16 protein-coding genes are annotated in these 21379 nt (G+C 66.9%); 10 read left to right on the forward strand and 6 right to left on the reverse strand.

Annotated elements, in window-relative coordinates:
- Positions 1 to 53 precede the first annotated feature (53 nt).
- The 4 genes from Y958_RS06790 to Y958_RS06805 all read left to right on the forward strand — a co-directional run bounded on the left by Y958_RS06790 (position 54) and on the right by Y958_RS06805 (position 7052).
- The gene (locus tag Y958_RS06790; protein ID WP_088871401.1) at positions 54 to 602 is read left to right on the forward strand and encodes an EF-hand domain-containing protein; all 549 of its coding nucleotides are present in this window, start codon (positions 54 to 56) and stop codon (positions 600 to 602) included.
- A gap of 256 nt (positions 603 to 858) precedes the next feature.
- Positions 859 to 3288: a glycoside hydrolase family 2 TIM barrel-domain containing protein gene (locus Y958_RS06795; protein WP_186291297.1), complete on the forward strand. Its 2430-nt coding sequence runs from the start codon at positions 859 to 861 to the stop codon at positions 3286 to 3288.
- A gap of 22 nt (positions 3289 to 3310) precedes the next feature.
- The gene (locus Y958_RS06800; RefSeq protein ID WP_088871403.1) at positions 3311 to 4711 is read left to right on the forward strand and encodes an alpha-L-fucosidase; all 1401 of its coding nucleotides are present in this window, start codon (positions 3311 to 3313) and stop codon (positions 4709 to 4711) included.
- 64 nt (positions 4712 to 4775) lie between these two features.
- The gene (locus Y958_RS06805; RefSeq protein WP_244909406.1) at positions 4776 to 7052 is read left to right on the forward strand and encodes a glycoside hydrolase family 31 protein; all 2277 of its coding nucleotides are present in this window, start codon (positions 4776 to 4778) and stop codon (positions 7050 to 7052) included.
- Here Y958_RS06805 and Y958_RS06810 read toward each other — a convergent pair.
- The 3 genes from Y958_RS06810 to Y958_RS06820 form a co-directional block, all read right to left on the reverse strand.
- The gene (locus Y958_RS06810; protein ID WP_088871405.1) at positions 7024 to 7494 is read right to left on the reverse strand and encodes a DUF2267 domain-containing protein; all 471 of its coding nucleotides are present in this window, start codon (positions 7492 to 7494) and stop codon (positions 7024 to 7026) included. The genes Y958_RS06805 and Y958_RS06810 overlap by 29 nt on opposite strands.
- 91 nt (positions 7495 to 7585) lie before the next feature.
- Complete coding sequence (gene gstA, locus Y958_RS06815; RefSeq protein ID WP_088871406.1) at positions 7586 to 8200, reverse strand: glutathione transferase GstA; 615 nt, start codon at positions 8198 to 8200, stop codon at positions 7586 to 7588.
- 127 nt (positions 8201 to 8327) lie between these two features.
- Positions 8328 to 9200, reverse strand: a complete 873-nt coding sequence (locus tag Y958_RS06820; protein ID WP_088871407.1) for an NAD(P)H-binding protein — start codon at positions 9198 to 9200, stop codon at positions 8328 to 8330.
- Positions 9201 to 9342: 142 nt separating this feature from the next.
- Here Y958_RS06820 and Y958_RS06825 point away from each other — a divergent pair, with 142 nt between their 5' ends.
- A complete protein-coding gene (locus Y958_RS06825; protein ID WP_088871408.1) occupies positions 9343 to 10245 on the forward strand; it encodes a LysR family transcriptional regulator in 903 nt (300 codons plus the stop codon).
- Between the two features lie 22 nt (positions 10246 to 10267).
- On the opposite strand, the gene Y958_RS06830 is transcribed toward Y958_RS06825, so the two are convergent.
- A complete protein-coding gene (locus Y958_RS06830) occupies positions 10268 to 10660 on the reverse strand; it encodes a COG4315 family predicted lipoprotein (protein ID WP_088871409.1) in 393 nt (130 codons plus the stop codon).
- Between the two features lie 240 nt (positions 10661 to 10900).
- Here Y958_RS06830 and Y958_RS06835 point away from each other — a divergent pair, with 240 nt between their 5' ends.
- Complete coding sequence (locus Y958_RS06835; RefSeq protein WP_088871410.1) at positions 10901 to 12316, forward strand: DHA2 family efflux MFS transporter permease subunit; 1416 nt, start codon at positions 10901 to 10903, stop codon at positions 12314 to 12316.
- A 32-nt stretch (positions 12317 to 12348) separates the two neighbouring features.
- Here the strand turns inward: Y958_RS06835 and Y958_RS06840 are convergent, their stop codons facing one another.
- Complete coding sequence (locus Y958_RS06840; protein WP_088871411.1) at positions 12349 to 13239, reverse strand: SMP-30/gluconolactonase/LRE family protein; 891 nt, start codon at positions 13237 to 13239, stop codon at positions 12349 to 12351.
- A 237-nt stretch (positions 13240 to 13476) separates the two neighbouring features.
- Here Y958_RS06840 and Y958_RS06845 point away from each other — a divergent pair, with 237 nt between their 5' ends.
- Positions 13477 to 14703: a TCR/Tet family MFS transporter gene (locus Y958_RS06845; protein ID WP_186291096.1), complete on the forward strand. Its 1227-nt coding sequence runs from the start codon at positions 13477 to 13479 to the stop codon at positions 14701 to 14703.
- 86 nt (positions 14704 to 14789) lie between these two features.
- On the opposite strand, the gene Y958_RS06850 is transcribed toward Y958_RS06845, so the two are convergent.
- Complete coding sequence (locus tag Y958_RS06850) at positions 14790 to 16028, reverse strand: thioredoxin family protein (RefSeq protein WP_186291097.1); 1239 nt, start codon at positions 16026 to 16028, stop codon at positions 14790 to 14792.
- A gap of 599 nt (positions 16029 to 16627) precedes the next feature.
- Here Y958_RS06850 and Y958_RS06855 point away from each other — a divergent pair.
- Genes Y958_RS06855 through Y958_RS06865 form a run of 3 tightly spaced genes read left to right on the forward strand, consistent with a single transcriptional unit; the run spans position 16628 to position 21189 of the window.
- Positions 16628 to 17809: an efflux RND transporter periplasmic adaptor subunit gene (locus Y958_RS06855; protein ID WP_088871413.1), complete on the forward strand. Its 1182-nt coding sequence runs from the start codon at positions 16628 to 16630 to the stop codon at positions 17807 to 17809.
- Between the two features lie 9 nt (positions 17810 to 17818).
- Positions 17819 to 19762, forward strand: a complete 1944-nt coding sequence (locus Y958_RS06860; RefSeq protein WP_088871414.1) for a MacB family efflux pump subunit — start codon at positions 17819 to 17821, stop codon at positions 19760 to 19762.
- On the forward strand, positions 19762 to 21189 hold the full coding sequence (locus tag Y958_RS06865; protein WP_088871415.1) for an efflux transporter outer membrane subunit: 1428 nt from the start codon (positions 19762 to 19764) through the stop codon (positions 21187 to 21189). Before Y958_RS06860 ends, Y958_RS06865 begins: the two co-directional genes overlap by 1 nt.
- Positions 21190 to 21379 lie beyond the last annotated feature (190 nt).

A 21379-nucleotide genomic window follows, 5' to 3' on the forward strand; every position in this document is an offset into this window, starting at 1 on the left:
GTTTGTCGTTCGTCACCCATCAATAGATTTGTGGGAGGGGAACGATTAAAATAATGCCTGTCGTCAATCGCGGGGTCGCCATCGGTATCAACCACCTGGGGCCGCCGGGCGACGATACCGGCCTTAAGCAGTCGGCGCTGACCCAGATTTTCGAGGTCAGCGATACCGACAAGGACGGCGTCCTCAGTGCCAAAGAGGTGGAGGCCGCCGTCGCATCCGGCCAGGGCGACAAGGCCGATGCCAATGCGCTGTTTGGAAAGCTGAGCGCGGATGGCACGAAAACGGTCGATAAGCAGCGCTTCATGTCCAGCTTCCCGGGTGGCAGCCTGACCGGCCCCACCCTGCACCTCCTGGCACAGACCAAGGACATGACAGACCATGGCTATGTCGAGACCCGGCACCTGGTGTCCTTGGTCAATCCGCGAACGGGGGAGGAGGACGGCGGCGAATATCCCTGGATCCCGCCAGAGAAGACTGACCCCGGCGGTCCCGTCGCCCGCGCCAGCCTGGACATGATGTACGGCGCCTTCGGGCAGGTCGTGAACGACGCCGGCAAGGACATGCTGAAGCAGATGCGGGATAACCAGGCCTTCCTGCCGTGACCCGTGCGGTAGGGGCGTCGTATGGGGGCGTCATGCGGGGCGTCGTGCCGGTTCGCCCCCATCATTCCGTGCCCTGTTGACATTAACCTGATTACTCAGACAAATGGGCGTGGATGTTAGCGCTATCACAGGCGCGGCCCACCCGGCCTGCCGCATGGCGGGCTGGGCGGCCGTGGCTGACCGGTGGCGCCAGAATAAACAAGGGCCCGTTGTGATACGGGAGGCGGGCCCAGGGAGAACCCAGGGAGTCAGAGTGATGCCACGAAGCTGCGGCCGCGTCCTGGCGCTGACGGCGCTGCTCGCCGTCCTGTCCACCGGTGCTGGGGCGGAGCAACTGCCCCTGGTATCCGGCTGGCGCGTCCACCGCGGCGAGGCGGCGGGCGCGGAGGCCGTGGCCTTCGATGACAAGGACTGGCGGCTGGTCACCGTTCCCCACGACGCTTCCATTGATGATCGTGCCGATGGCACGCCGCCTTTCGACGCGCAGGCGGTCGCCGGGCAGGACTCCGGTTACCTGCCGGGGGGCCAGGCCTGGTACCGCCGGCACCTGGTGCTGGACGCGGCGCGGGCGACCCGCGTCATCCGCCTGAATTTCGAAGCCGTCTACATGGATGCCGACATCTGGCTGAACGGCCAGCCGCTGGCGCGGCATCGCTATGGCTACACCGCCTTCAGCCTCGATCTGACTGGCAAGGTGCGCCCCGGCGACAATGTCATTGCCGTGCGGGTCAACCATCCCGATCCGTCGTCGCGCTGGTATGCCGGCACCGGCCTGATCCGCCCGGTCAGCCTGGACATCCTGGACCCCGTCCACCTTGACCCGGTGGGCACGGCCATCACCACGCCGGTGGCGACGGCGGAGCGGGGGCAGGTGGCGGTGCGGTCGGCGGTGGTGAACCGGTCGGCGCACGCGGCGACGGTCGAACTGCAGTCCCAGGTGGTGGCGGCCGACGGCGCCGTGGTGGCCCAGGCGCGGCAGGTACGGCCGGTGCCGGCCAACGGCCACGCGGATCTGGACCAGCCGCTCATGGTGGACCGGCCGGCGCTATGGTCCCCCGACGCGCCCAATCTCTACACCCTGGTGCAGCAGGTGCGCGTGGGCGGCGCGCTGAAGGATGAGCGGCGTACCCGCTTCGGCATCCGCACCATCACCGTCGATGCGCGCCAGGGCCTGCGCATCAACGGTCAAAAGGTGGTGCTGAAGGGCGGCAACATCCACCACGACAATTACATGGTCGGGGCCGCCGGCCTGCCCGACGCGGACGCGCGTAAGGTCGCGCTGATGAAGGCCGCCGGCTACAACGCCATCCGCAGCGCCCACAACCCCGCCAGCCAGGCGACGCTGGACGCCGCCGACGCGCTGGGCTTGCTGGTCATCGACGAGGCGTTCGACGCCTGGGACAAGCCCAAGCGCGCCCAGGACTACGCCCGCTTCTTCGCGCAGGATTGGGCGGCCGACCTGGACAGCCTGGTGGTCAGCGGCCGCAACCATCCCAGCGTGCTGTTCTGGAGCATCGGCAACGAGATACCGGAGCAAGGCACGCCGGAGGGGGCGGAGACGGGCCGGCGGTTGGCCGAGCGCGTGCGCCGCCTGGACCCCACCCGCCCCGTGACCCAGGCGGTCAGCATCGACGGGCCGGACAACGCCCGCCAGTTCGCCGTGCTGGACGTGGCGGGCTACAACTACCGCGCCCATCTGTTCGGTCCCGACCACGTCCAGTTCGCCGACCGGGTTATGCTGACCACCGAGTCCACGCCCAAGGACGCCTTCCAATATTGGCGGCCGGTGGAAACCATGCCCTGGGTGATCGGCGATTTCGTCTGGACGGCGGTCGATTATATCGGCGAGGCCGGCATCGGCTGGATGGGCTACAGCCAGGATTGGCAGAAACTGGCGCCCTATCCCTGGACCCTGGCCTATTGCGGCGAGATCGATGCCACGGGCCGCAAGCGCCCGGCGGCCTATTACCGCGAGGTGCTGTGGAAGACGGGCATCGACCCCATTTCCGCCTTCGTGCGCCAGCCGCCGGGGACGGAGGATTTGCCCGACCGGCATTACTTCCCCATCCAGCCGCCGCACCTGGACTGGTCGCTGGATGACGTCCACCCCAGCTGGACCTGGCCGGGGCAGGAGGGCAAGCCGCTGGAGGTGGTGGTCTACTCCGAATTCCCGGAGGTGGAGCTGTTCCTGAACGACCGCAGCCTGGGCCGTCGTCCGGTGGGCGTGGACAGCGAATACAAGACCACCTTCCAGGTTCCCTACGCGCCCGGCCGTCTGGTCGCTGTCGGCTATCGCGACGGCCAGCCGGCGGGGCGGTGGGAACTGCGCACCGCCGGCGCGCCCGTCCTGGCGCGGCTGTCGCTGGACCGGCCGACGGTGCGGGCCAATGGCGCGGATTTGGCCTATCTGACGGTGGAGCTGGCCGACGCCGGTGGGACGCCCGTCTATGCGCGGGACGCCGATCGCCAGGTGACCGTGCATGTTGCGGGGGCTGGCGCGCTGGCCGGCATGGGCAACGGCGACCCGCGGGATGCCGGCAGCTTCCAGTCCGGCCAGCGTCGTACCTTCCACGGGCGGGTGGTCGCCGCTGTGCGGGCCGGGACGCAGGCCGGCCCCGTGACCGTGGACGTCACCGGCCCGGGGCTGTCACCGCAGCGGGTCACATTAAACGCCGTCGCGCCCTGAGGCGGCGGGAACAGGGGGGCTCATGCGCATTCGACGCTTCCTGGCATTGTCCTTGTTCTGTGGCGGCATCCTGGCCGGCGCGGAGGCTGCCGCTGATGTGACCTTGCCGCCGCCGCCCTTTGGCCTGTCCGACGTGCGCGTCGGGCCCGTGGCCGACCAGCGCGTGACATGGTGGCGGCAGGCCCGCCTGGGCATGTTCATCCACTTCGGCGTCTATTCGGTCCTGGGTCATGGCGAATGGGCCATGTTCAGTGAGCACATCCCCAGAAACGACTATGCGAAGCTGGCGGATGACTTTCATCCCGATCCCGCGGCTCCCGCCGAGTGGGCGAAGGTCGCGCGGCAGTCGGGCATGAAGTACATGGTACTGACGGCTCGCCACCACGATGGCTTCTCTTTATTCGCCTCGCGAGCGAATGATTTCAACGTTGCCAGCCACAACAACGGGCAGGACGTCGTCAAAAGCTACACGGATGCGGCCCGCCGTGAAGGGTTGCGTGTCGGACTATATTATTCGCCGTTGGATTGGCGATTCCCGGGGTACTTCATGCCGGATCTCTATCTGGATTCGGCGGAGGCCATGCGCGACCAGTATCACCGCGAGGTTGAGCAGCTGGCGACGGACTACGGCAAGATAGATCTGCTTTGGTATGATGGCGGCGGCGAGCAGTGGCTGGGCTTCGGCGGCCTGGAGTTCGACGGGGCCAAATGGGGCTCACGCGACCGGGGCAAGCCCTACACGGGTCGATTTTCCTGGCGGGACGAGGAGGTCGACCAGCGTCTGCACCAGTTGCAGCCGGACATCCTGGTCAACGATCGCACATCGGTTCCCGGCGATTGGCGGACCCGTGAAAACCCCGTCAACCTGGGGGGCTTCGACGATGTCCAGCCCTGGGAGTTGTGCATAACCCTGGCCGGCACCTGGGGATACCAGCCGGGGGCGAGGCCGCGGTCGCTGGATGAGCTGGTTCGCCTGCTGGTCCAGACCGCGACCCGTGACGGCAACCTTCTGGTGAACGTCGGCCCGGCGCCGGATGGGCACATCCCCCCAGACCAGATCGCGCGTCTGGGGGAACTGGGCGCGTGGCTGCAAAAATATGGCCGGGCCATATACGGGACGCGGGGCGGGCCCTTCCTTCCGACGGCGACCATGGGGTCCACCCGCGTGGACAGCACCGTGTTCCTGCATCTGCTGGGTGGGGAGGGCGACCACCTTCCCACGATCATCACGGTTCCAGAGTTCCCCGGCGGGCCCGCGCTGTTGCGGGCGCGGCTGGTCGGGACGGGTGACAGCTTGACGGTGCACAAGGGGAAGGGCGGCACGGACATCGGCATTCCCCCGGGGGCGTTGCGGAATGGCGTCGCCATTGTCGAGCTGTCCTATGACGGCCCGGTCATGGGGCTGGCGCCCCGGCCCCTGTAACCCCCGCGTCTCCCATGAACAAACAACGACAGGGATGGCCATGCGCTCACCATTGAAGGATTTCATGTCCAGGCGTTTCCTGCCGGCGGTCGGCATGGCGCTGGCGCTCACGTCGGCGGCCCGGGCCGATACCGTGGTGCGGAGGCTGGACGATGCCGGCGCGATGGCCTTGCGCACCGAGCGTGGGGTCCTCACCCTTGAGCCCTGGCAGGACGGCATCATCCATGTCCGGTTCGGGACGCCGGGCTATCGCGGCAACTACAATCCGGCCGTCATCGCCCAACCCGGCACTGTCGCCTTCCAGGTGAATGAGACGGCCGACGCCTATGTGCTGACCACCGCGCGGCTGCATGTCCGCGTCGCCAAGCGGACGGCGGCCGTGACCTTCCTGGACGCCAAGGACCATGTGATCCTGGAGGAAGGGGACCGTGACGCCGGGGTGGGGGCCACCCAATGGTTCAAGACCGCGACGCCGGTTTATGGACTAGGGCAGCACCAGAACGGGTTGCTGGACTATAGCGGCCACACCATCCACCTGCAGCAAGCCAACACCGACGTGGGCATCCCCATGCTGGTGTCGCCCACGGGCTTCGGCTTGCTGTGGAACAACGCCTCTGTCACCGATGTCGACGTCGCCACCGGCAAGGCGCCGCTGGGCATCCGGTCCGAGGCGGGGCCGGGCATCGACTATCATTTCATCCTGGGCCCCAAGCTGGACGATGTGGTCGCGGGTTATCGCGCGCTTACCGGGGACGTACCCCTGATGGCCCGCTGGACCTGGGGCATGTGGCAGTCCAAGGAGCACTACAGCACCCAGGATGAACTGGTCGCCATTCCGCGCCGGTATCGCGACATGGGTGTGCCCATCGATGCCGTGGTGCAGGATTGGCAGTATTGGGCGGCCGGCCAGTGGGGCAGCCATCGGTTCGAGGCGTCGCGCTATCCCGACCCCAAGTCCATGGTCGGGGCGATCCATGACATGCACGTCCACACCATCATCTCGGTGTGGCCGCGCTTCGATTTGGGCACCGCCAACCTCGCGGAACTGGACCAGGCGGGGGCTGCCTTCCCGGATTCCTTCAACAATGTCTACCCGGCCGGCGTCGGACGCTGGTACGACGCCTGGAATCCCAAGGGCCGGGAGATCTACTGGTCGCAGGTCATGCGGAACCTGGGCGTCCTCGGCTTCGACGGCTGGTGGCTGGACGGGGATGAGGCCGAGCTGGGCGGCCAGACCGGCGAGATGCGGGAGCAGCTGACCGCCGCCGGCCCCGGCATCGTCGTCAACAACAGCTTCCCCCTGCTGCACACCGGCGGCGTCCATGACGGCATGCGGCGGGACCAGCCGGACAAGCGGGTGTTCATCCTGTCCCGCTCCGCCTACGCCGGTCAGCAGCGCAACGGCGTCATCACCTGGTCGGGGGACACCCACGCCAGTTGGGAGACGCTGGCCAAGCAGATCCCGGCCGCGCTCAATTTCTCGCTGAGCGGTGAGCCCTACTGGTCGGCGGACATCGGCGGGTTCTTCAGCCCCGACCCGGCGAAGGACAAGGCCTATGCCGAGCTGTTCGTGCGTTGGCACCAGTTCGGCGTCTTCAACCCCATGTTCCGCGTCCATGGCGCGGGGCAGGGCAAGGAGATCTGGAACTTCGACCCGGCGATCCAGAAAATCCTGATCGACGACGTCACGCTGCGCTATCGCCTGCTGCCCTACATCTATTCCCTGTCCTGGGATGTGCTGAGCCATCGCGGGACCATGATGCGGGCGCTGGCCTTCGACTTCCCCGACGATGCCGACGCCCTGCGCGTTACCGACCAGTACATGTTCGGCAAGGCGTTCCTCGTCTCGCCCGTGCTGCAGGCGGGGGCCGTGACGCGCAGCGTCTACCTGCCTGGTAACGGCAAGTGGTTCGACTTCTGGACGGGCGCGGCCCAGCCGGGCGGGCGGCGGGTGGAGGCGAAGGCGGACCTGGCGACGCTGCCGCTGTTCGTGCGCGCGGGCAGCATCGTGCCGCTGGGTCCCGTCAAGGCCTATGCCGACGCCCCCAGCGACGAACCGCTGGAACTGCGCGTCTACCCCGGCCGCGACGCCGCGTACGAACTGTATGACGATGAGGGCGACGGCTATGGCTACCAGGCGGGCAAGCGCGCGGTCATTCCCATGGCCTGGTCGGACAAGCAGCGCCGGCTGACAATCCAGGCGCGGGACGGGGCCTTCCCGGGGATGTCCCCGTCCATAAGCTTCCGCGTCGTCTGTGGTGCCACGCCGGGGGCGGAGGACGCCAAGACCATCGTTTACACGGGCACTGCCGTCACCGTTCCGCTGCCGCGCTGTCGGTGATGGCGCCGGGGATGGCGGAAGGCTGCACGCTCCAGAACGCTGCTGCCCCCGCCGGCAATGAGGCCAGCACACGGTCGAAGTCATCCAGGTAGACGTGGCGGCGCAGGGCCTCTGCCACGTCGCGGATCGCGGTATCGGGCGCGAAGTTGTGATCGCGGCGCAGGGCCTGCACCTCGCGCGTCATGGTGGCGCGGTCGGTGAAGGGTACTGGTGGCTCATCGATCGGCCAGTCGGTAACGAAGATGGCGCGCAGCAGCGGCGGCAGCACGCCGGCGAAGCGGATGGCGTCGGCGGGGCCAAGCCGGCGGCGGAAGGTGTGCAACACCCCCTGCACCATGGTGTAGGTCTGGTTGCGGGTGGCTAGGCCGGCGAGGTCGCGGGCATCGGCCAGAAAGCGCTCGAAATCCTGGGACGCGTGCTGCAGTTCCATGGGGATCGGCATGGGGGCCGCCTCTTTCCCGCGCCGGTATCATTGACATTGTAAGGAAGGGCCGCCCGGCGGAGACGGCCCTTCTCTTCATGGGGGGGGGAGCTCAGGCGGCCAGCAAGCCCTCGGCCTCCAGTGCCGCCTGCACCTTGGGGCGCTGGCCCACGCGGGTGACGAAGGCGGCGACCTTGGGATGGGCGGTGAGATCGATGCCCACCTGGGCCGCCCAGGTCAGCACCACATAGGCATAGGCGTCGGCCACGGTGAAGGTTTCGCCGGTCAGATAGCTGCGGCCATCGGCCAGCGTCCGCTCCAGGTGGGCGAAGCGGCGATCCAGGTTCTGCTTGGCCATCGCCTTGTAGTCATCCGGCGTGGCCGGGTTGAACAGCGGGCTGAAGCCCTTGTGCAGGTCCGTGGCGATGAAGTTCAGCCACTCCTGCACCTTGTAACGCGTCACGCTGCCGGCGGCGGGGATCAGGCCGCTGGCGGGAGCCTGGTCGGCCAGGTACTGCACGATCACAGCACCCTCGGTCAGCAGGCTGCCGTCGTCCAGGATCAGCGCCGGGACGGAGCCCTTGGGGTTGGTTTCCAGGAAGTTGGCGCCCGTCTCGGTCACCTTGGTCTTCAGGTCCACCGCCTCGATGCCGATGTCGAGGCCGGCCTCCAGCGCCACGATGTGCGGGGAGAGCGAGCAGGCGCCGGCCTTGTAGTAGAGCTTCATGGAATTTCCTCTGCCATTTCTGGGCCCTGGGTCCAGGGCCGCCCTTGGGACGTGTGACACGGGGGTCCATTCCTAAGGGCGGCGTTGCCGGATGCCAAGCGGCGAAATGGCCGCGCTCACCGCCCCCTTATTGCCCGGAAACACCCGCCACCAGCGCGGCGATGACTTGGTCCAGGGAGGTTACGCCCTTCAGGGCGTGGGATCCTGCGTCGCGGAACTCGATCCACCCCTCGTTGAAGCCGTCCAGCATGCGCATGCGGGGACCGGGGTGCCGCATGCCTTGGGCGCGGAACTGCGCCTCCCAGGTCGGCCGCGGCACGGCCACAGCAGTCACCGGACGGCCCAGCGCCTGAGCGAAGGCCTGGGCCAGGTCGTTGGGGGAAACCCGGGCGGGTCCTTCCAGGTCCACCACGCGCAGGCCGGCCCACGTCTCCTGCAGCAGGCGGGCAGCGGTGCGGCCCACATCCCAGGTGGCGACCATGGGGAAGGGATGGTCCAGCGGCTGCAGGTGGCTGTGCAGCACGCCGGTTTCGCGCGCGGCGGGCGCGTCCCAGGCGGCGTTCTCCATAAACCAGCCGGGGCGCAGGAAAGTGATGGGCAAGCCCAGGGCCGCCAGGCGCCGCTCACTCAGCGTGTGCTGGCTCAGCAGGTTGTCGTGCGGGGCGTCGGCGCCGATGGTGGACAGGCTGACCACCCGCTGCGGCTGGGCCGCCGCCAGCGCCGTGGCCACCGCCTCGATGATGGTCCGGGTGGCGGCGTAGCCTGGCTCTGGGTCGAAGTTGGGCGGCAGCAGGACGAAGACGGCGGTGGCGCCCTGGAAGGCCCGGGTCAGGGCGGCGGCATCCTCCATGGCCGCCTGCGCGACCTCGCAGCCCTTGGCCGCCCAGGTCGCCCCCTTGGCGGCGTCGCGCACGACGGCGCGGACCGGCTGGCGCGCCGCCAGCAGCGCCTCGGCCACCGCGCCGCCGACCTTACCCGTGATGCCGGTGATGACGTACATGATCCTTCTCCTCAATCGAATGCCAGCCGCAGGGCCGTGGGCGTGTTTTAAGGCGGGGAGGGCCTTGAATCAGGCGCATCCTTGTCAGCTGAAGGATGATCTATAGTCACCGTGGCGTGGGCTGTGGGAAGGAGGGAAGGCGATGGGCTTCGACGCGCGTCTGTTGACCGGAATCGGCGTGCTGGCCGCCGTGGTGGAGGCGGGAAACTTCGTGCGCGCGGGTGAGGTGCTGGGCCTGACGCCCTCCGGCGTCAGCCGCGCCGTCGCCCGGCTGGAGGCGCGGGTGGGTGTGCGCCTGTTCGACCGCAGCCCCCGGGCCGTGACCCTGACGGAGGAGGGGCGGCGCTTCCACGCCCAGGTGACGCCGCTGCTGGCGGGGTTGGAGGAGGCGGCGCTGGACGCGGCCGGGGCGGCGGCCACGGTGGACGGGCGCCTGCGCGTCTCCGTCGATCCCTGGTTCGCCCGCATGGTGCTGGCGCCCCGCCTGCCGGATTTCACGGCCCGCTTTCCGGGCCTGGTCCTGGACATGACGGTCAGCAATCACCGGGAGGAGATGATGGCCGGCGTGGACGTGGCGGTGCGTTTCGGCCCGCCGGACGTGGCCTCCCTGATCGCGCGCAAGCTGCTGGAGACGCGGGTGCTGACCTGCGCCGCGCCGGGTTATCTGGCGCGGTGCGGCACGCCGGCAGCGCCCCAGGACCTGGAGGGGCATGAGGGCGTGCTGTTCCGCAACCCGCAGACGGGCCTGCCCTTCGGATGGGAGTTCCATCGCGGCGCGGAGCGGGTGACGGTGGCCGTGGCCGGCCGGGTGGTGATGGACGACCCGTCCGTGGCCGTCGCGGCCTGCGTCGCGGGGCAGGGGGTGTTCCAAAGCTTTGAGCTGGGCCTGGGCCCCTGGCTGGCGTCCGGCCAACTGGTGCAGGTCCTGCCCGACTGGGCGGAGGAGCGCTACCCCCTCTACGCCTATCATCCCAGCCGCCACCTGCCGCCGGCCAAGGTGCGGGCCTTCCTGGATTTTGTGCAGGAGGTGGCGGCGGGGGCCTGACACCCCGCCGCCCCGCATATCCTTACGGTGTCGCCACGTGCCAGGCGCCGTTCGCCAGGCCGTCGCCGGTGATGTCACCCGGCTTCCCGTCCTTCACGAAGGTGTAGAGCGGCTTGCCCTTGTAGGCCCACTGCTTGGATCCGTCGTCGCGGGTGATGACGGTCCAGTCGCCCTTGGCCCCGGCGTCGGCGGCGGCCGGCAGGGCCGGCCAGTTCTTGGCGCAGCCGGCGATGCAGTTGGATTGGCCGCTCATGTCATGGTCGAAGGTGTAGAGGGTCATGCCCTTGGCATCCACCAGGGTCTTGCCCTTGGCGGTTTCCGCTACGGTGGCACCCGCTGGACCTTGCGCGAAGGCGGGCGCCGCAAGGGCGATGCCGGCGGTCAGCAGGGTGGCGGCGATGATCTGTTTCAGCATCCTGGATTCCTCCCGTGGTCGAGCCATTGGTCCTTATGGGACCGCTCGGTTGACGTCCCCGGCCGGGGCCTTATTCCGTCGGTCGCCGAATTTTTACGCGTGCCGAATAGATGTGCATGCATGACGGTCTGCCATGCCCGGGCGGCACTTGTCAGGGGCCCGGCTTTGCCCAGATTCTCGAACGGCAGGTAGCGATTTCCTGTCGCTTGCGGCCCCCGGATGAAAGGCACTGTGACGACGATGCTCGTCGCCCTCATCATATCGTGCGCCCTGTTCATGGAGAACCTGGACGCCACCGTTCTCGCCACGGCCCTGCCGGCCATGGGGGAGAGCCTGGGCGTCAGTCCCATCCATCTCAGCCTGGCCATCACCGCCTACATCCTCAGCCTGGCGGTCTTCATCCCCATCAGCGGCTGGGTGGCCGACCGCTTCGGCTCCAGCCGCGTCTTCCGCGCCGCCATCGTGCTGTTCACCCTGGGCTCCATCGCCTGCGGGCTCAGCCAGTCACTGCCGCAATTGGCTCTGGCCCGCCTGCTGCAGGGCGTGGGCGGCGCCATGATGGTGCCGGTGGGCCGCCTGGTGCTGCTGCGCACGGTGCCCAAGGACCAGCTGGTCCGGGCCATGAACTACCTGACGACGCCGGCCATGGTGGGCCCGCTGATCGGCCCGCCCATCGGCGGCCTGCTGACCACCTACCTGTCCTGGCGCTGGATCTTCTTCATCAATATCCCCATCGGCCTCCTGGGTCTCTACCTCTCCTGGCGCTATATCGCCGATCATCGGGAGGAGGCGGTGGCCAAGCTGGACGGCTGGGGCTTCGTGAATTCCGGCGTGGCCCTGGCGGCCCTGATGGCTGGGTTCGAGTCCATCGGCCGCGACGGCGTGGACTGGCGCGTGGCGCCGTCGCTGCTGGCCTTCGGCGTGCTGGTGGGCATTGTCGCCGTGCGCCACTCGCGCCGCCATCCCCACCCGCTGGTGGACCTGGACCTGCTCAAGACCGCCACCTTCCGCATCAGCGTGCTGGGCGGTTCCCTGTTCCGCATCTGCATGGGTGCCATCCCCTTCCTGCTGCCGCTGATGCTGCAGGTGGGCTTCGGCATGACGGCCTTCGTTTCCGGCCTGCTGACCTTCGCCACCGCCGCCGGCGCCCTGGTGATGAAGATGACCGCCGGTCCCATCCTGCGCCGCTATGGCTTCCGCCAGGCGCTGGTGATCAACAGCGTGCTGTCCGCCCTGCTGACCGGCGCCATCGGCCTGTTCCGGCCGGACACGCCGGTGCCGCTGATCCTGCTGGTGTTGCTGGTCGGTGGCTTCTTCCGGTCCCTGCAGTTCACCGGCCTGAACACCCTGGCCTTCGCCGACGTGCCGGCGGCCCGCATGAGCGCGGCCACCAGCCTGTCGTCCATGGTGCAGCAGGTGTCGCTGGGCATGGGGGTCGCCACCGGGGCCCTGCTGCTGCACACCACCCTGGCCCTGCACGGCGGCGCCCAGCTGGTGCCGCACGATTTCATGGTGGCCTTCCTGACCGTGATGGTGATCGGCCTGGCCTCGTTCTTCTTCTTCATCCGCCTGGATCCGGATGCCGGCGCCGAGGTGAGCGGCCACCACAGCCACCCGCTACGGCCGGCGACGGAGCACGCGGCCGGGGATGACTGAGCCGTCGGGGGCCTCATGCACCCCTGTTCCGCTCACCCCCGGTACTTGTGCTCCGGCAGGCCCGGCACGTCGACGCGGAAGCTGAAGATGCCGCCCGACTGCGGGTGGCGGGCCAGTTCGGCCTCATCCAGCTTCTGGCGGGCGGTGGTGACGTAGGCGGTCTTCAGGTCGGGGCCGCCGAAGGCGATCATGGTGCAGAGACGGGCGGGGATGGCCACCTCTTCCAGGATGTCCCCCTGGGGCGACAGGCGCACCACCCGGCCGCCGTCGTACAGCGCCGTCCAGTAGCAGCCCTCGGCATCCACCGAGGCGCCGTCGGGGCGGCCCAGGCCATGCGGGAACTGGTGGAAGACGCGCTGGTTGGCGATGCGGCCGGATGCCAGGTCGAAATCGTAGGCGTAAATGACGTGGTTGGGCGTGTCCGACAGGTAGAAAGTGCGATCGTCGGGCGAGAAGGCGATGCCGTTGCTGGTGAGGAAGCCGGTGGCGACGTCCGTCACCTGGCCATCCACGTCCAGGCGGTAGAGGGTGCCGTTGCGGTGCTGCTTGGTGCCGTCCAGGGTGCCGGACCAGAACCGGCCCAGCCGGTCGCAGCGGCCGTCGTTGAAGCGGTTATCGGCGCGCGCCTCCTCCACCTGGGCGCCCAGGGGTACGGGGTCGGCGGTGAAATCCGCCAGCAGGGCGAAGCCGTCCTTCATGCCCAGGGCGAAGCCGCGATCGCCATGGCGGACCAGGCAGGCGGCCGGCTGGGTGAAGCCGCGCTGCACGTCCTGGCCGGTGGCGGGGTCGAAGCGGTGCAGCGTCTTGGCGGGGATGTCCACCCAGTACAGCACACCGCCCCCGGCGTCCCCTCCGTTCGGGTCCCAACGCGGGCATTCGCCCAACTGGGCCTGGGCGTCCAGAACGCAGCTGACTTCACGCATCGTTCGTCCTCGTTAACCTGAGCTCGTGATGGGCAGGCACCATACCGGCAGCGGGCCGGCCAAGGCCAGCGCGTCAACATGCGGGCGGGTTAGACAGGGGGGACGGATTGGACAGAATGACCGGCGGTGTTTTCGGGACTCCCCGCCGCCGGCCAAAAGGATTAAGGGTAGACCCTGCAAAGAATGACCAACTCATCCCGGCGCCCGCAACGCCGGGTTCCAGTTCCGGGCCTGACCATGACCGCATCCCCCACGCCGCGCCGTGCCGCGCTGGCCTTCGTTTTCGTGACGGCACTGCTGGACGTCCTGGCCCTGGGCATCGTGATCCCGGTCCTGCCTGATCTGGTGAAAGGCTTCGTCGGTGGCGACAATGCCCGGGCGGCACACATGGTGGGCCTGTTCGGCACCCTGTTCGCCGCCATGCAGTTTCTGTTTTCCCCCCTCATCGGCGCCCTGTCCGACCGGTTCGGCCGGCGGCCCATCCTGCTGGTCTCCTGCTTTGGCCTGGGGGCGGACTACCTGCTGATGGCCCTGGCGCCGACCTTGAGCTGGCTGGTGGTGGGGCGCATCCTTTCCGGCATCACCGCCGCCAGCTTCACCACCGCCTCGGCCTACATCGCCGACGTGACCCCGGCGGAAAAGCGCGCCGGCGCCTTCGGCATGCTGGGGGCCGCCTTCGGCCTGGGCTTCATCGTCGGCCCGGCGGCGGGCGGCCTGCTGGGCGGGATCGAGCCGCGCCTGCCGTTCTGGGTAGCGGGGGGCTTGAGCCTGCTGAACGCCTGCTATGGCCTGTTCGTGCTGCCGGAATCACTGCCGGCCGACCGGCGCGGCGCCTTCTCCTGGGGGCGGGCCAACCCGCTGGGCGCCTTCGCCCTGCTGCGCGGCGCGCCCGGCCTGCTGGGCCTGGGGGGCATCGTCTGGCTCTATTATCTGGCGCATGAGGTGCTGAACAACACCTTCGTCATCTACGTCAACGACCGTTACGGCTGGGGGCCGGAGTCCGTGGGCCTGACCCTGGCGGGCGTGGGCGTGTGCAGCACGGTGGTGCAGGGCGGCCTGGTGGGCCGCGTGGTCAAGCGCCTGGGCGCGCGGCGCACCATGATGGTGGGCCTGGTGGCGGGTGCTGCCGGCTTCACCACCTTCGGCGCCTCCCCCGTGGGGGCGGGCCTTCTCTGCGGCATTCCCCTGGTGGCGCTGTGGGGCATGGTCGGCCCCTCGGCGCAAAGCATGATGTCGGCTCAGGTGTCGGCGACGGAACAGGGGCTGCTGCAAGGCACCCTGGTCAGCATCCGCGGCATCACCGGCATGATCGGCCCCATGCTGTTCACCAGCGTGCTGGCCGACAGCGTCGGCCCCTTCGCCATGCTGCCCCAGGGATCGCCCTTCATGCTGGCGGCCGTGCTGCTGGTGGCGGCATTGGGGCTGGCCTTCGTCGTCACCCGGCCGCAGCGGGCGATGGCCTAGGGCGATGGCCTAGAGTTTTCCTCATTTTCGCTGACGCGATCGCACTCCAGCGGCCAGGGTGGTCAACCTGAATGACACTGTTTCTTTCAGGGGGAAACAGTGTCTTCGATGGCGGCGATGAGCATCGGGAGCAAATGGTTGGCTTCCGCATTCCCGTTGGCATGGGAGAATGCCTGCATCGTCTCGATGAGGTTTTGCAGATCCCCGTGCTCGCTCTCCCATTTCTGATGGATTTCCGCGATGACTTCCGGGGTGGGGTCGCGCCCGTTGGCGACTTTTTCGCAAAACTGGTAGCGGACATCTTCCAAGGAAAGATGGTAGTGCGAATAGCCGGCCTCGAATAAGAGACGGGTGGATATCGTGTATTTGCCCAGAAGCAAAAGGATGCCCGCCCATTCACCGCCGTTATCCGGCTGGGGCGGCGGGGAGAGATCGGCCAGCATCGCGGCGACATGTCTTGGCACCGAGCGGTCCAGCGGCATTTCTTTGCGCAGGTTCGCCGCCCGCTGCCGCAGCTCGACCCATACGGCGGGGGCGACCGTTTCCCCCGCCAGCGCCGCCCGCAGATGCCGTGCCCAGTCCATGCGGATCGCATCGAGACGGGGGTCGTCAAGGTAGGCGGGGGACAGGGCAGCCGGATTGCCCAGCCAGGCCAGCATCAGGCGTCGCGCGACGTCGGCCAGGTCGGCGCCAAGCGGAATGGCGTCGAGCACGCGGCCCACCTGCTCGGCGGTGGTGACGCCGGCGAACTCCATGGCCAAGCCCAACGAAATCGGCAGACCCGTGGCCCGCTCAAAAACGGATGGCTTCGCCTGTCGCATGAACGCCGAAGAGATCGTGCCCCCCTTGGGGCCCCAATAAGACATGCGGGCGTTGGTGATTTCACCGGCCTCGGCATGGGCCGAGACCCTGTCGAGGAAAAAGCGCTTCAACTCCGCATCGCCATGAAAGGCGCACCACTCCCCGTCTTGCTGAACGGGTTGAGGGCGGCCAGCGGCCGGCGTGACGCCATTGGCATCCAGCCAGGCGACCAGCTTGCCATAAGGATGGACACCGGTGATGCGCGCTACTTCACCACCATCCCTAAACAGCAACAAGGTTGGAATGCCGCGGACCGCCAGGCGGTCCCAGAAGGGCTTGTTGGCGTCCATGTCCATTTGCGCGACCGTCAGCGCCGTGCCGTATGCCTTGGCCAGACGCTCGACGGTTGGCATCAGGGCATGGCAGGGCGCACACCAATCCGCCCACAAGTCGAGCAGTATCGGCCCCTTGGCGGCCAGCACCTTTTCCTCGAAGTCTTCTCCGTTTATCTGCAAAAGACCCAAGTTAATCTCCTTGATATTTAAATTTTAATTCGCGGAAACGTTCCATCACGGGATGGTGCCGTATCCTGCAAGGATGGGTTGGGGCGAAGGGCGGTCGAAAATGGGCCGCTTCAACTGTTCACCGGCGACGGCTACGCATCTGCTGGTCGTCCGGCCCAGCCGCCGCCCGTTGCGGTATCCGCTTCATTAAATGCGAGAGGGATATGAACCTGCCACGGCCAAGCACGCCTTACCTCTCCGGTCTCGGAGAATCCGTCTTCCCTTTGTCGGTTCAGGGATTGAGATGAGAGGATTGGGCGATTTCGTAAACAAGATAAAACTATATGTTCTGGTGTTTGTTTTTTGAAGTGGGAAAATATAAGGGCATTATTAATAATGCTTATGCCATCATAAGCTTCATTTCTGTAGATGAACGGGATTGACTTATTTAAGTCAGCGTCCCATTTTCCCGGAAACGCAGGGGAGTGAAATCTCCGCTGATAAGAACAGGGCGATTTTTAATACGGCAGAATCATTCGTCCGGGCGCAGCCGTAAGCGAGGCTGGCTGGGCTTCGGCCTACGCGCGCACTGGACCTGGGCATGACGGGCATACTTTAAAGTGAAAAAACTAACCTACATCAGTGCCGCTGGGTTTCTGACGCTGGTGGGCGTCCTGATGAAGCTTTTATTGTGGCCATCGCACGCCGCGCCACAGTACGTGACGGTGCCGGTGAAGCGTGGGGCCGTCGAGCAGACGGTCCTTGCCAGCGGCGTCCTCTTCCCCAAAAAACTGGTGAGCGTCGGCGCCCAGGTGTCCGGCCAGGTGAAACTTCTGAACGTTTCGCTCGGCCAGCAGGTAACCCAGGGGCAGTTGATCGCCGAAATCGATTCCGCCCCGCAGGTGAATGCCCTGAACGCCGCCGAGGCGGCGCTGGAAAATGTCCAGGCGGAACTGGGAGGCCGGCAGGCGACGCTGGAGCAGGCCAAGCTCAATTTTGAGCGTGAGGCCGCTATGGCGGCCAGGAACGCGAACTCAAGGCTGGATTATGAGACGGCGCGGGCGGCCTACGAGAATGCCCGCGCCGATGTCGCCTCGCTCAACGCCCAGATATCCCAGGCCAAGATCGCCGTCGACCTGGCCAAGGTCAATCTGCGTTACACCAAGATCTCCGCCCCCATAGATGGCACCGTCGTCTCCGTCGTGACGGAGCAAGGCCAGACCGTGAACGCGAACCAGACCGCGCCGACGATCATCCTGCTGGCCGACCTGAAGACCATGACGGTCAAGGCCAAAATCTCCGAAGCGGACGTCGTCAAGGTGAAGACCGGCCAGGATGTGTATTTCAAGATCCTGGCGTCCAATGAACGCCGCTATTACTCGACCCTGCGGTCCATAGATCCGGCGCCGGAGGATATAGCGTCCTCCATGGACACGGGCTCGAGCAGCCACGGCAGCAGCGGTTCAGCGGCCACGGCCAATCCGGTTTACTACAACGGCCGTTTCGACGTCGAAAACCCGGATGGGCAACTGCGGCCCAACATGACGGCGGAGGTCTTCATCGTGCTGGCCAAGGCAGAAAACGCGCTGATCGTTCCGTCCGCCGCGCTGGGACCGGCCGGCACCCCAGGGGAACGGACCGTGCGGGTCCTTGGCTCGGAAGGCGTCTCTGTGCGGACGGTGCGCGTCGGCATCGACAATAATGAGCAGGCGGAAATCCTGAGCGGGCTTGAGGCCGGCGAAAAAGTGATCGTCGGGGAAATGACGCCCGGCGACGGATCTCAAAAGCCGACACGGCGATAGGGGGCCGCGATGAACGACACGCGGCTCGAACTGACGCGCGTGACCCGGGAGTACATCTCCGGGCCGAATACGATCGCCGCCTTGCGGGACGTTTCTTTGACCATAGAACCGGGTGAGATGGTCGCCATCGTCGGGGCCTCCGGTTCCGGGAAATCCACGCTACTCAATATCCTGGGCTGCCTGGATCGCCCCACGGCCGGCAGCTACAGGGTGGCCGGCCAGGAAACGGGCGTGCTGTCGTCCGATGATCTGGCGCGGCTGCGCCGGGAGCGGGTCGGCTTCGTGTTCCAGCATTACAACCTGCTGTCCAGCCTGACGGCGGTTGACAACGTTTCCATGCCGGCCATTTACGACGGCCTGCCGCGCCGCGACCGGATACGCCGGGCGGAAACGCTGCTGGGAAGGCTTGGGCTGAAGGACAGGGCCGATCACAGGCCCCATCAACTCTCCGGTGGTCAGCAACAGCGGGTCAGCATAGCGCGGGCGCTGATGAACGGCGGCCCTGTCATTCTGGCCGACGAGCCCACCGGGGCGCTGGACCAGAATACCGGTGAGCAGGTGTTGCAGGCCCTGAAGGAACTGCACGCGAAGGGGCACACGGTCATCATCGTCACGCACGACATGACGGTGGCCCAGCACGCCGACAGGATCATCGAGATCCGGGACGGCTCCATCATCGCGGATTCCGGCCTGCGGGCGATCCAGGATGAGGGCCGGCAAGATTCATTCCGCCCCCGATCATCCGGCTGGATCGGCCTGTGGCGCCATCTGGAAGCGGCCCGGATGGCGATGGCATCGTTGAACGCCCACCGCCTCCGCACGCTGCTGACCATGCTGGGCATCATCATCGGCACCGCGGCCGTGGTGACCGTGGCGGCGCTGGGCGAAGGCGCCCGTCTGCGGGTCATCGCCAACATCAGTACCCTGGGGACGAACACCCTGGATATCTATCCAGGGGCCGGTTGGGGCGACATGCGCGCCGGTGCCGTCGCGACCTTGAAGGCAAGCGATGTCGCTGCGCTGGGCCGCCACGATTATATCGACAGCGTCACCCCCATGGTCACCGGCAAGGTCACGCTGCGCTTTGGCAACCTGGCCGCGAACGCCAGCATCAGTGGCGTGGGAAGCCAATATTTTCGGGTCCACGGCGTCCGGCTGTCCTCCGGGACGGTTTTTGACGACGACGCGGTTTCCCAACTCGCGCCCGTGATCGTCATAGACTCCAAAGTCCGCGACAAGTTCTTCGGACCGGGGATGGATCCCCTCGGCCAAGTCATTTTGGTGGGCATGGTACCGTGCCGGATCATCGGCGTCGCCGATGAGGACAATCTGGGCGCCATCCGCCGGGGCGACCTGAACGTCTGGGCGCCTTACACTGTCGTATCCGGCAGGCTGACAGGTTCGGCCCGGCTGGAGGGCATCACGGTTCGGCCCAAGGCCGGCTATACGACCGAGGTCGCCGAGCAGGCCGTCACCAAGCTCCTGGCGCTGCTGCACGGGCGGAAGGATTTTTACACCTACAATGTCGACCTGATTCGCAAGTCGATCGAGGGCGCCAACTACACCATGACCCTGCTGACGTCGATGATCGCGGTCATCTCCCTGATTGTCGGTGGCATCGGGGTCATGAACATCACCCTGGTTTCGGTGACGGAGCGCACGCAGGAGATCGGCGTGCGCCTGGCCGTTGGCGCACGTCAAAGCGATATCCTGAGCCAGTTTCTGTTGGAGGCGGTATTCGTGTGCCTGATCGGCGGCGTGCTGGGTGTCCTGTGCGCGATTGGCATTGGCGAGGTGCTGGCAAAGGTCGCCCCAGCGACGGCTATGGTGATCTCGCCGGTGACCATCCTGATCGCCTTCGCCAGTTCAACCAGCATCGGCCTCATTTTCGGATTTGTCCCGGCGCGCAACGCCGCCCGGCTCAATCCCGTCGATGCCCTGGGGAAAAGCTGATGGCCGCCGTCATGAAACTGCGCAGGCTGTTCCCCCTGGCCCTTGCCGCCACCTTGGCGGGGTGCGTCGTGGGCCCTGATTTCGTGAAGCCCCGATCCGATGGGTATGCGCCGGCGCCGCATGCGGACCGTACCGCCGCTTCCCAGGGGCCTGCCGGCGCCGCCCAGGGCTTCGGGGCCACCGACGACGTCCAGGGGGATTGGTGGACATTGTACCATGACCGGAAGCTGGACGCCCTGATCGCCCACGCCATCGCAGGAAGCCCGACGCTGGAGGCGGCCCAGGCGACACTCCGCTCCGCGAGCGCCAACCTTGTGGCCGCCAGGGCGGGCTTGCTGCCCGCCGCCAGTTTGACCGTTTCGGCGAATAAGAGCAGGACGACGGGACCATATGCATCGACGGCGTCGCAGTACAGCGCGTCCGTCGGGGCATCCTATACCCTGGATGTCTTCGGCGGCGTCCGCAGAATGATTGAAATGCAGCAGGCGGCACTGGATCAGCAGCGTTTCTCCGTCGAAAGCAGTTATCTCACCCTCACATCCAACGTTGTCACCACCGCCTTGCAGGAGGCGTTGCTCTCGGCCGAAAGCGCGGCAGAGGAGGAAATACGGACGCGCCAGGCCAAGCAGCTGGAGATCATCCGGATTCGGGAGCAAAGTGGCGCGGAATCGCCCGCGAATGTGCTGACGCAGGAAAGCGTGCTGTTGGGCACCGAGGCCGCGCTGACGACGCTGCGGACCCAGAGCGCGCAGATACGCCATCTGCTGGCCGTCTATCTGGGCGACGATCCCGCCACCTTCGCCGGCGGCGGCCTCACGCTTTCCGGCCTGACGCTGCCGACGGACTTGCCATCCAGCGTGCCCGCCAAGCTCACGGAGCGGAGGCCCGACATCCGCCAAGCCGAGGCGGCGCTGCACCAGGCGTCGGCGGCGATCGGCGTGGCCGTTGCCGCCCGGATTCCGGACATCGGCCTGACGGCGGCGCTGTCGACGAATTCGGGCGCGCTTCAGACCCTGTTTTCCGGCGGCGTCATCGGTCTGGGGGCCAGCGTGACCCAGACCCTGTTCGATGGCGGCGCCCTGGCGGCACGCGAGGACGCCAGCAGGGCGGCCTATGACGCGGCGGCGGCGGCCTATCGCCAGACCGTTCTCAGCGCCCTTCAAAATGTCTGTGATGTCCTGGCGGCGATCGAAGCCGATGCCCAGAACCTGTCGATCACGACCCGGCAGGAGGAGCGGGCACGCCAGAGCCTGGAAATATCGGAAGTCCAGTACCAGTACGGCAAGATCGGCTACGCGGACCTTCTCAACGCCGAGGAGCAATATCAAAGCGCCACCGTCGCCCGCCTGAGCGCGATGGCCTCCAGGTTCTCCGACACGGCCGCCCTCTATGTCGCGCTGGGGGGAGGGTGGTGGCATCGGGGATAAGAAACCCGATGTGAAGCGGACGAGTAATCAGGGTGTAATCTTTCTCAAACCGTCATATCAGCGAAATAAATCGCCTATACAAAAGAGGAATGCCACCTGGGCTAGAACCGCCCGCCGTTCCATTATCGGAATCGCGACAGGCGCGCCAATGGCTTGGTGTGGCGGGAAGATTTCCAGCGGCGCGCCCGTC

Origin of the sequence: Nitrospirillum viridazoti CBAmc (genome assembly GCF_000730165.1) — a bacterium.
In the GTDB taxonomy this organism is placed as follows: Bacteria; Pseudomonadota; Alphaproteobacteria; order Azospirillales; family Azospirillaceae; genus Nitrospirillum; species Nitrospirillum viridazoti.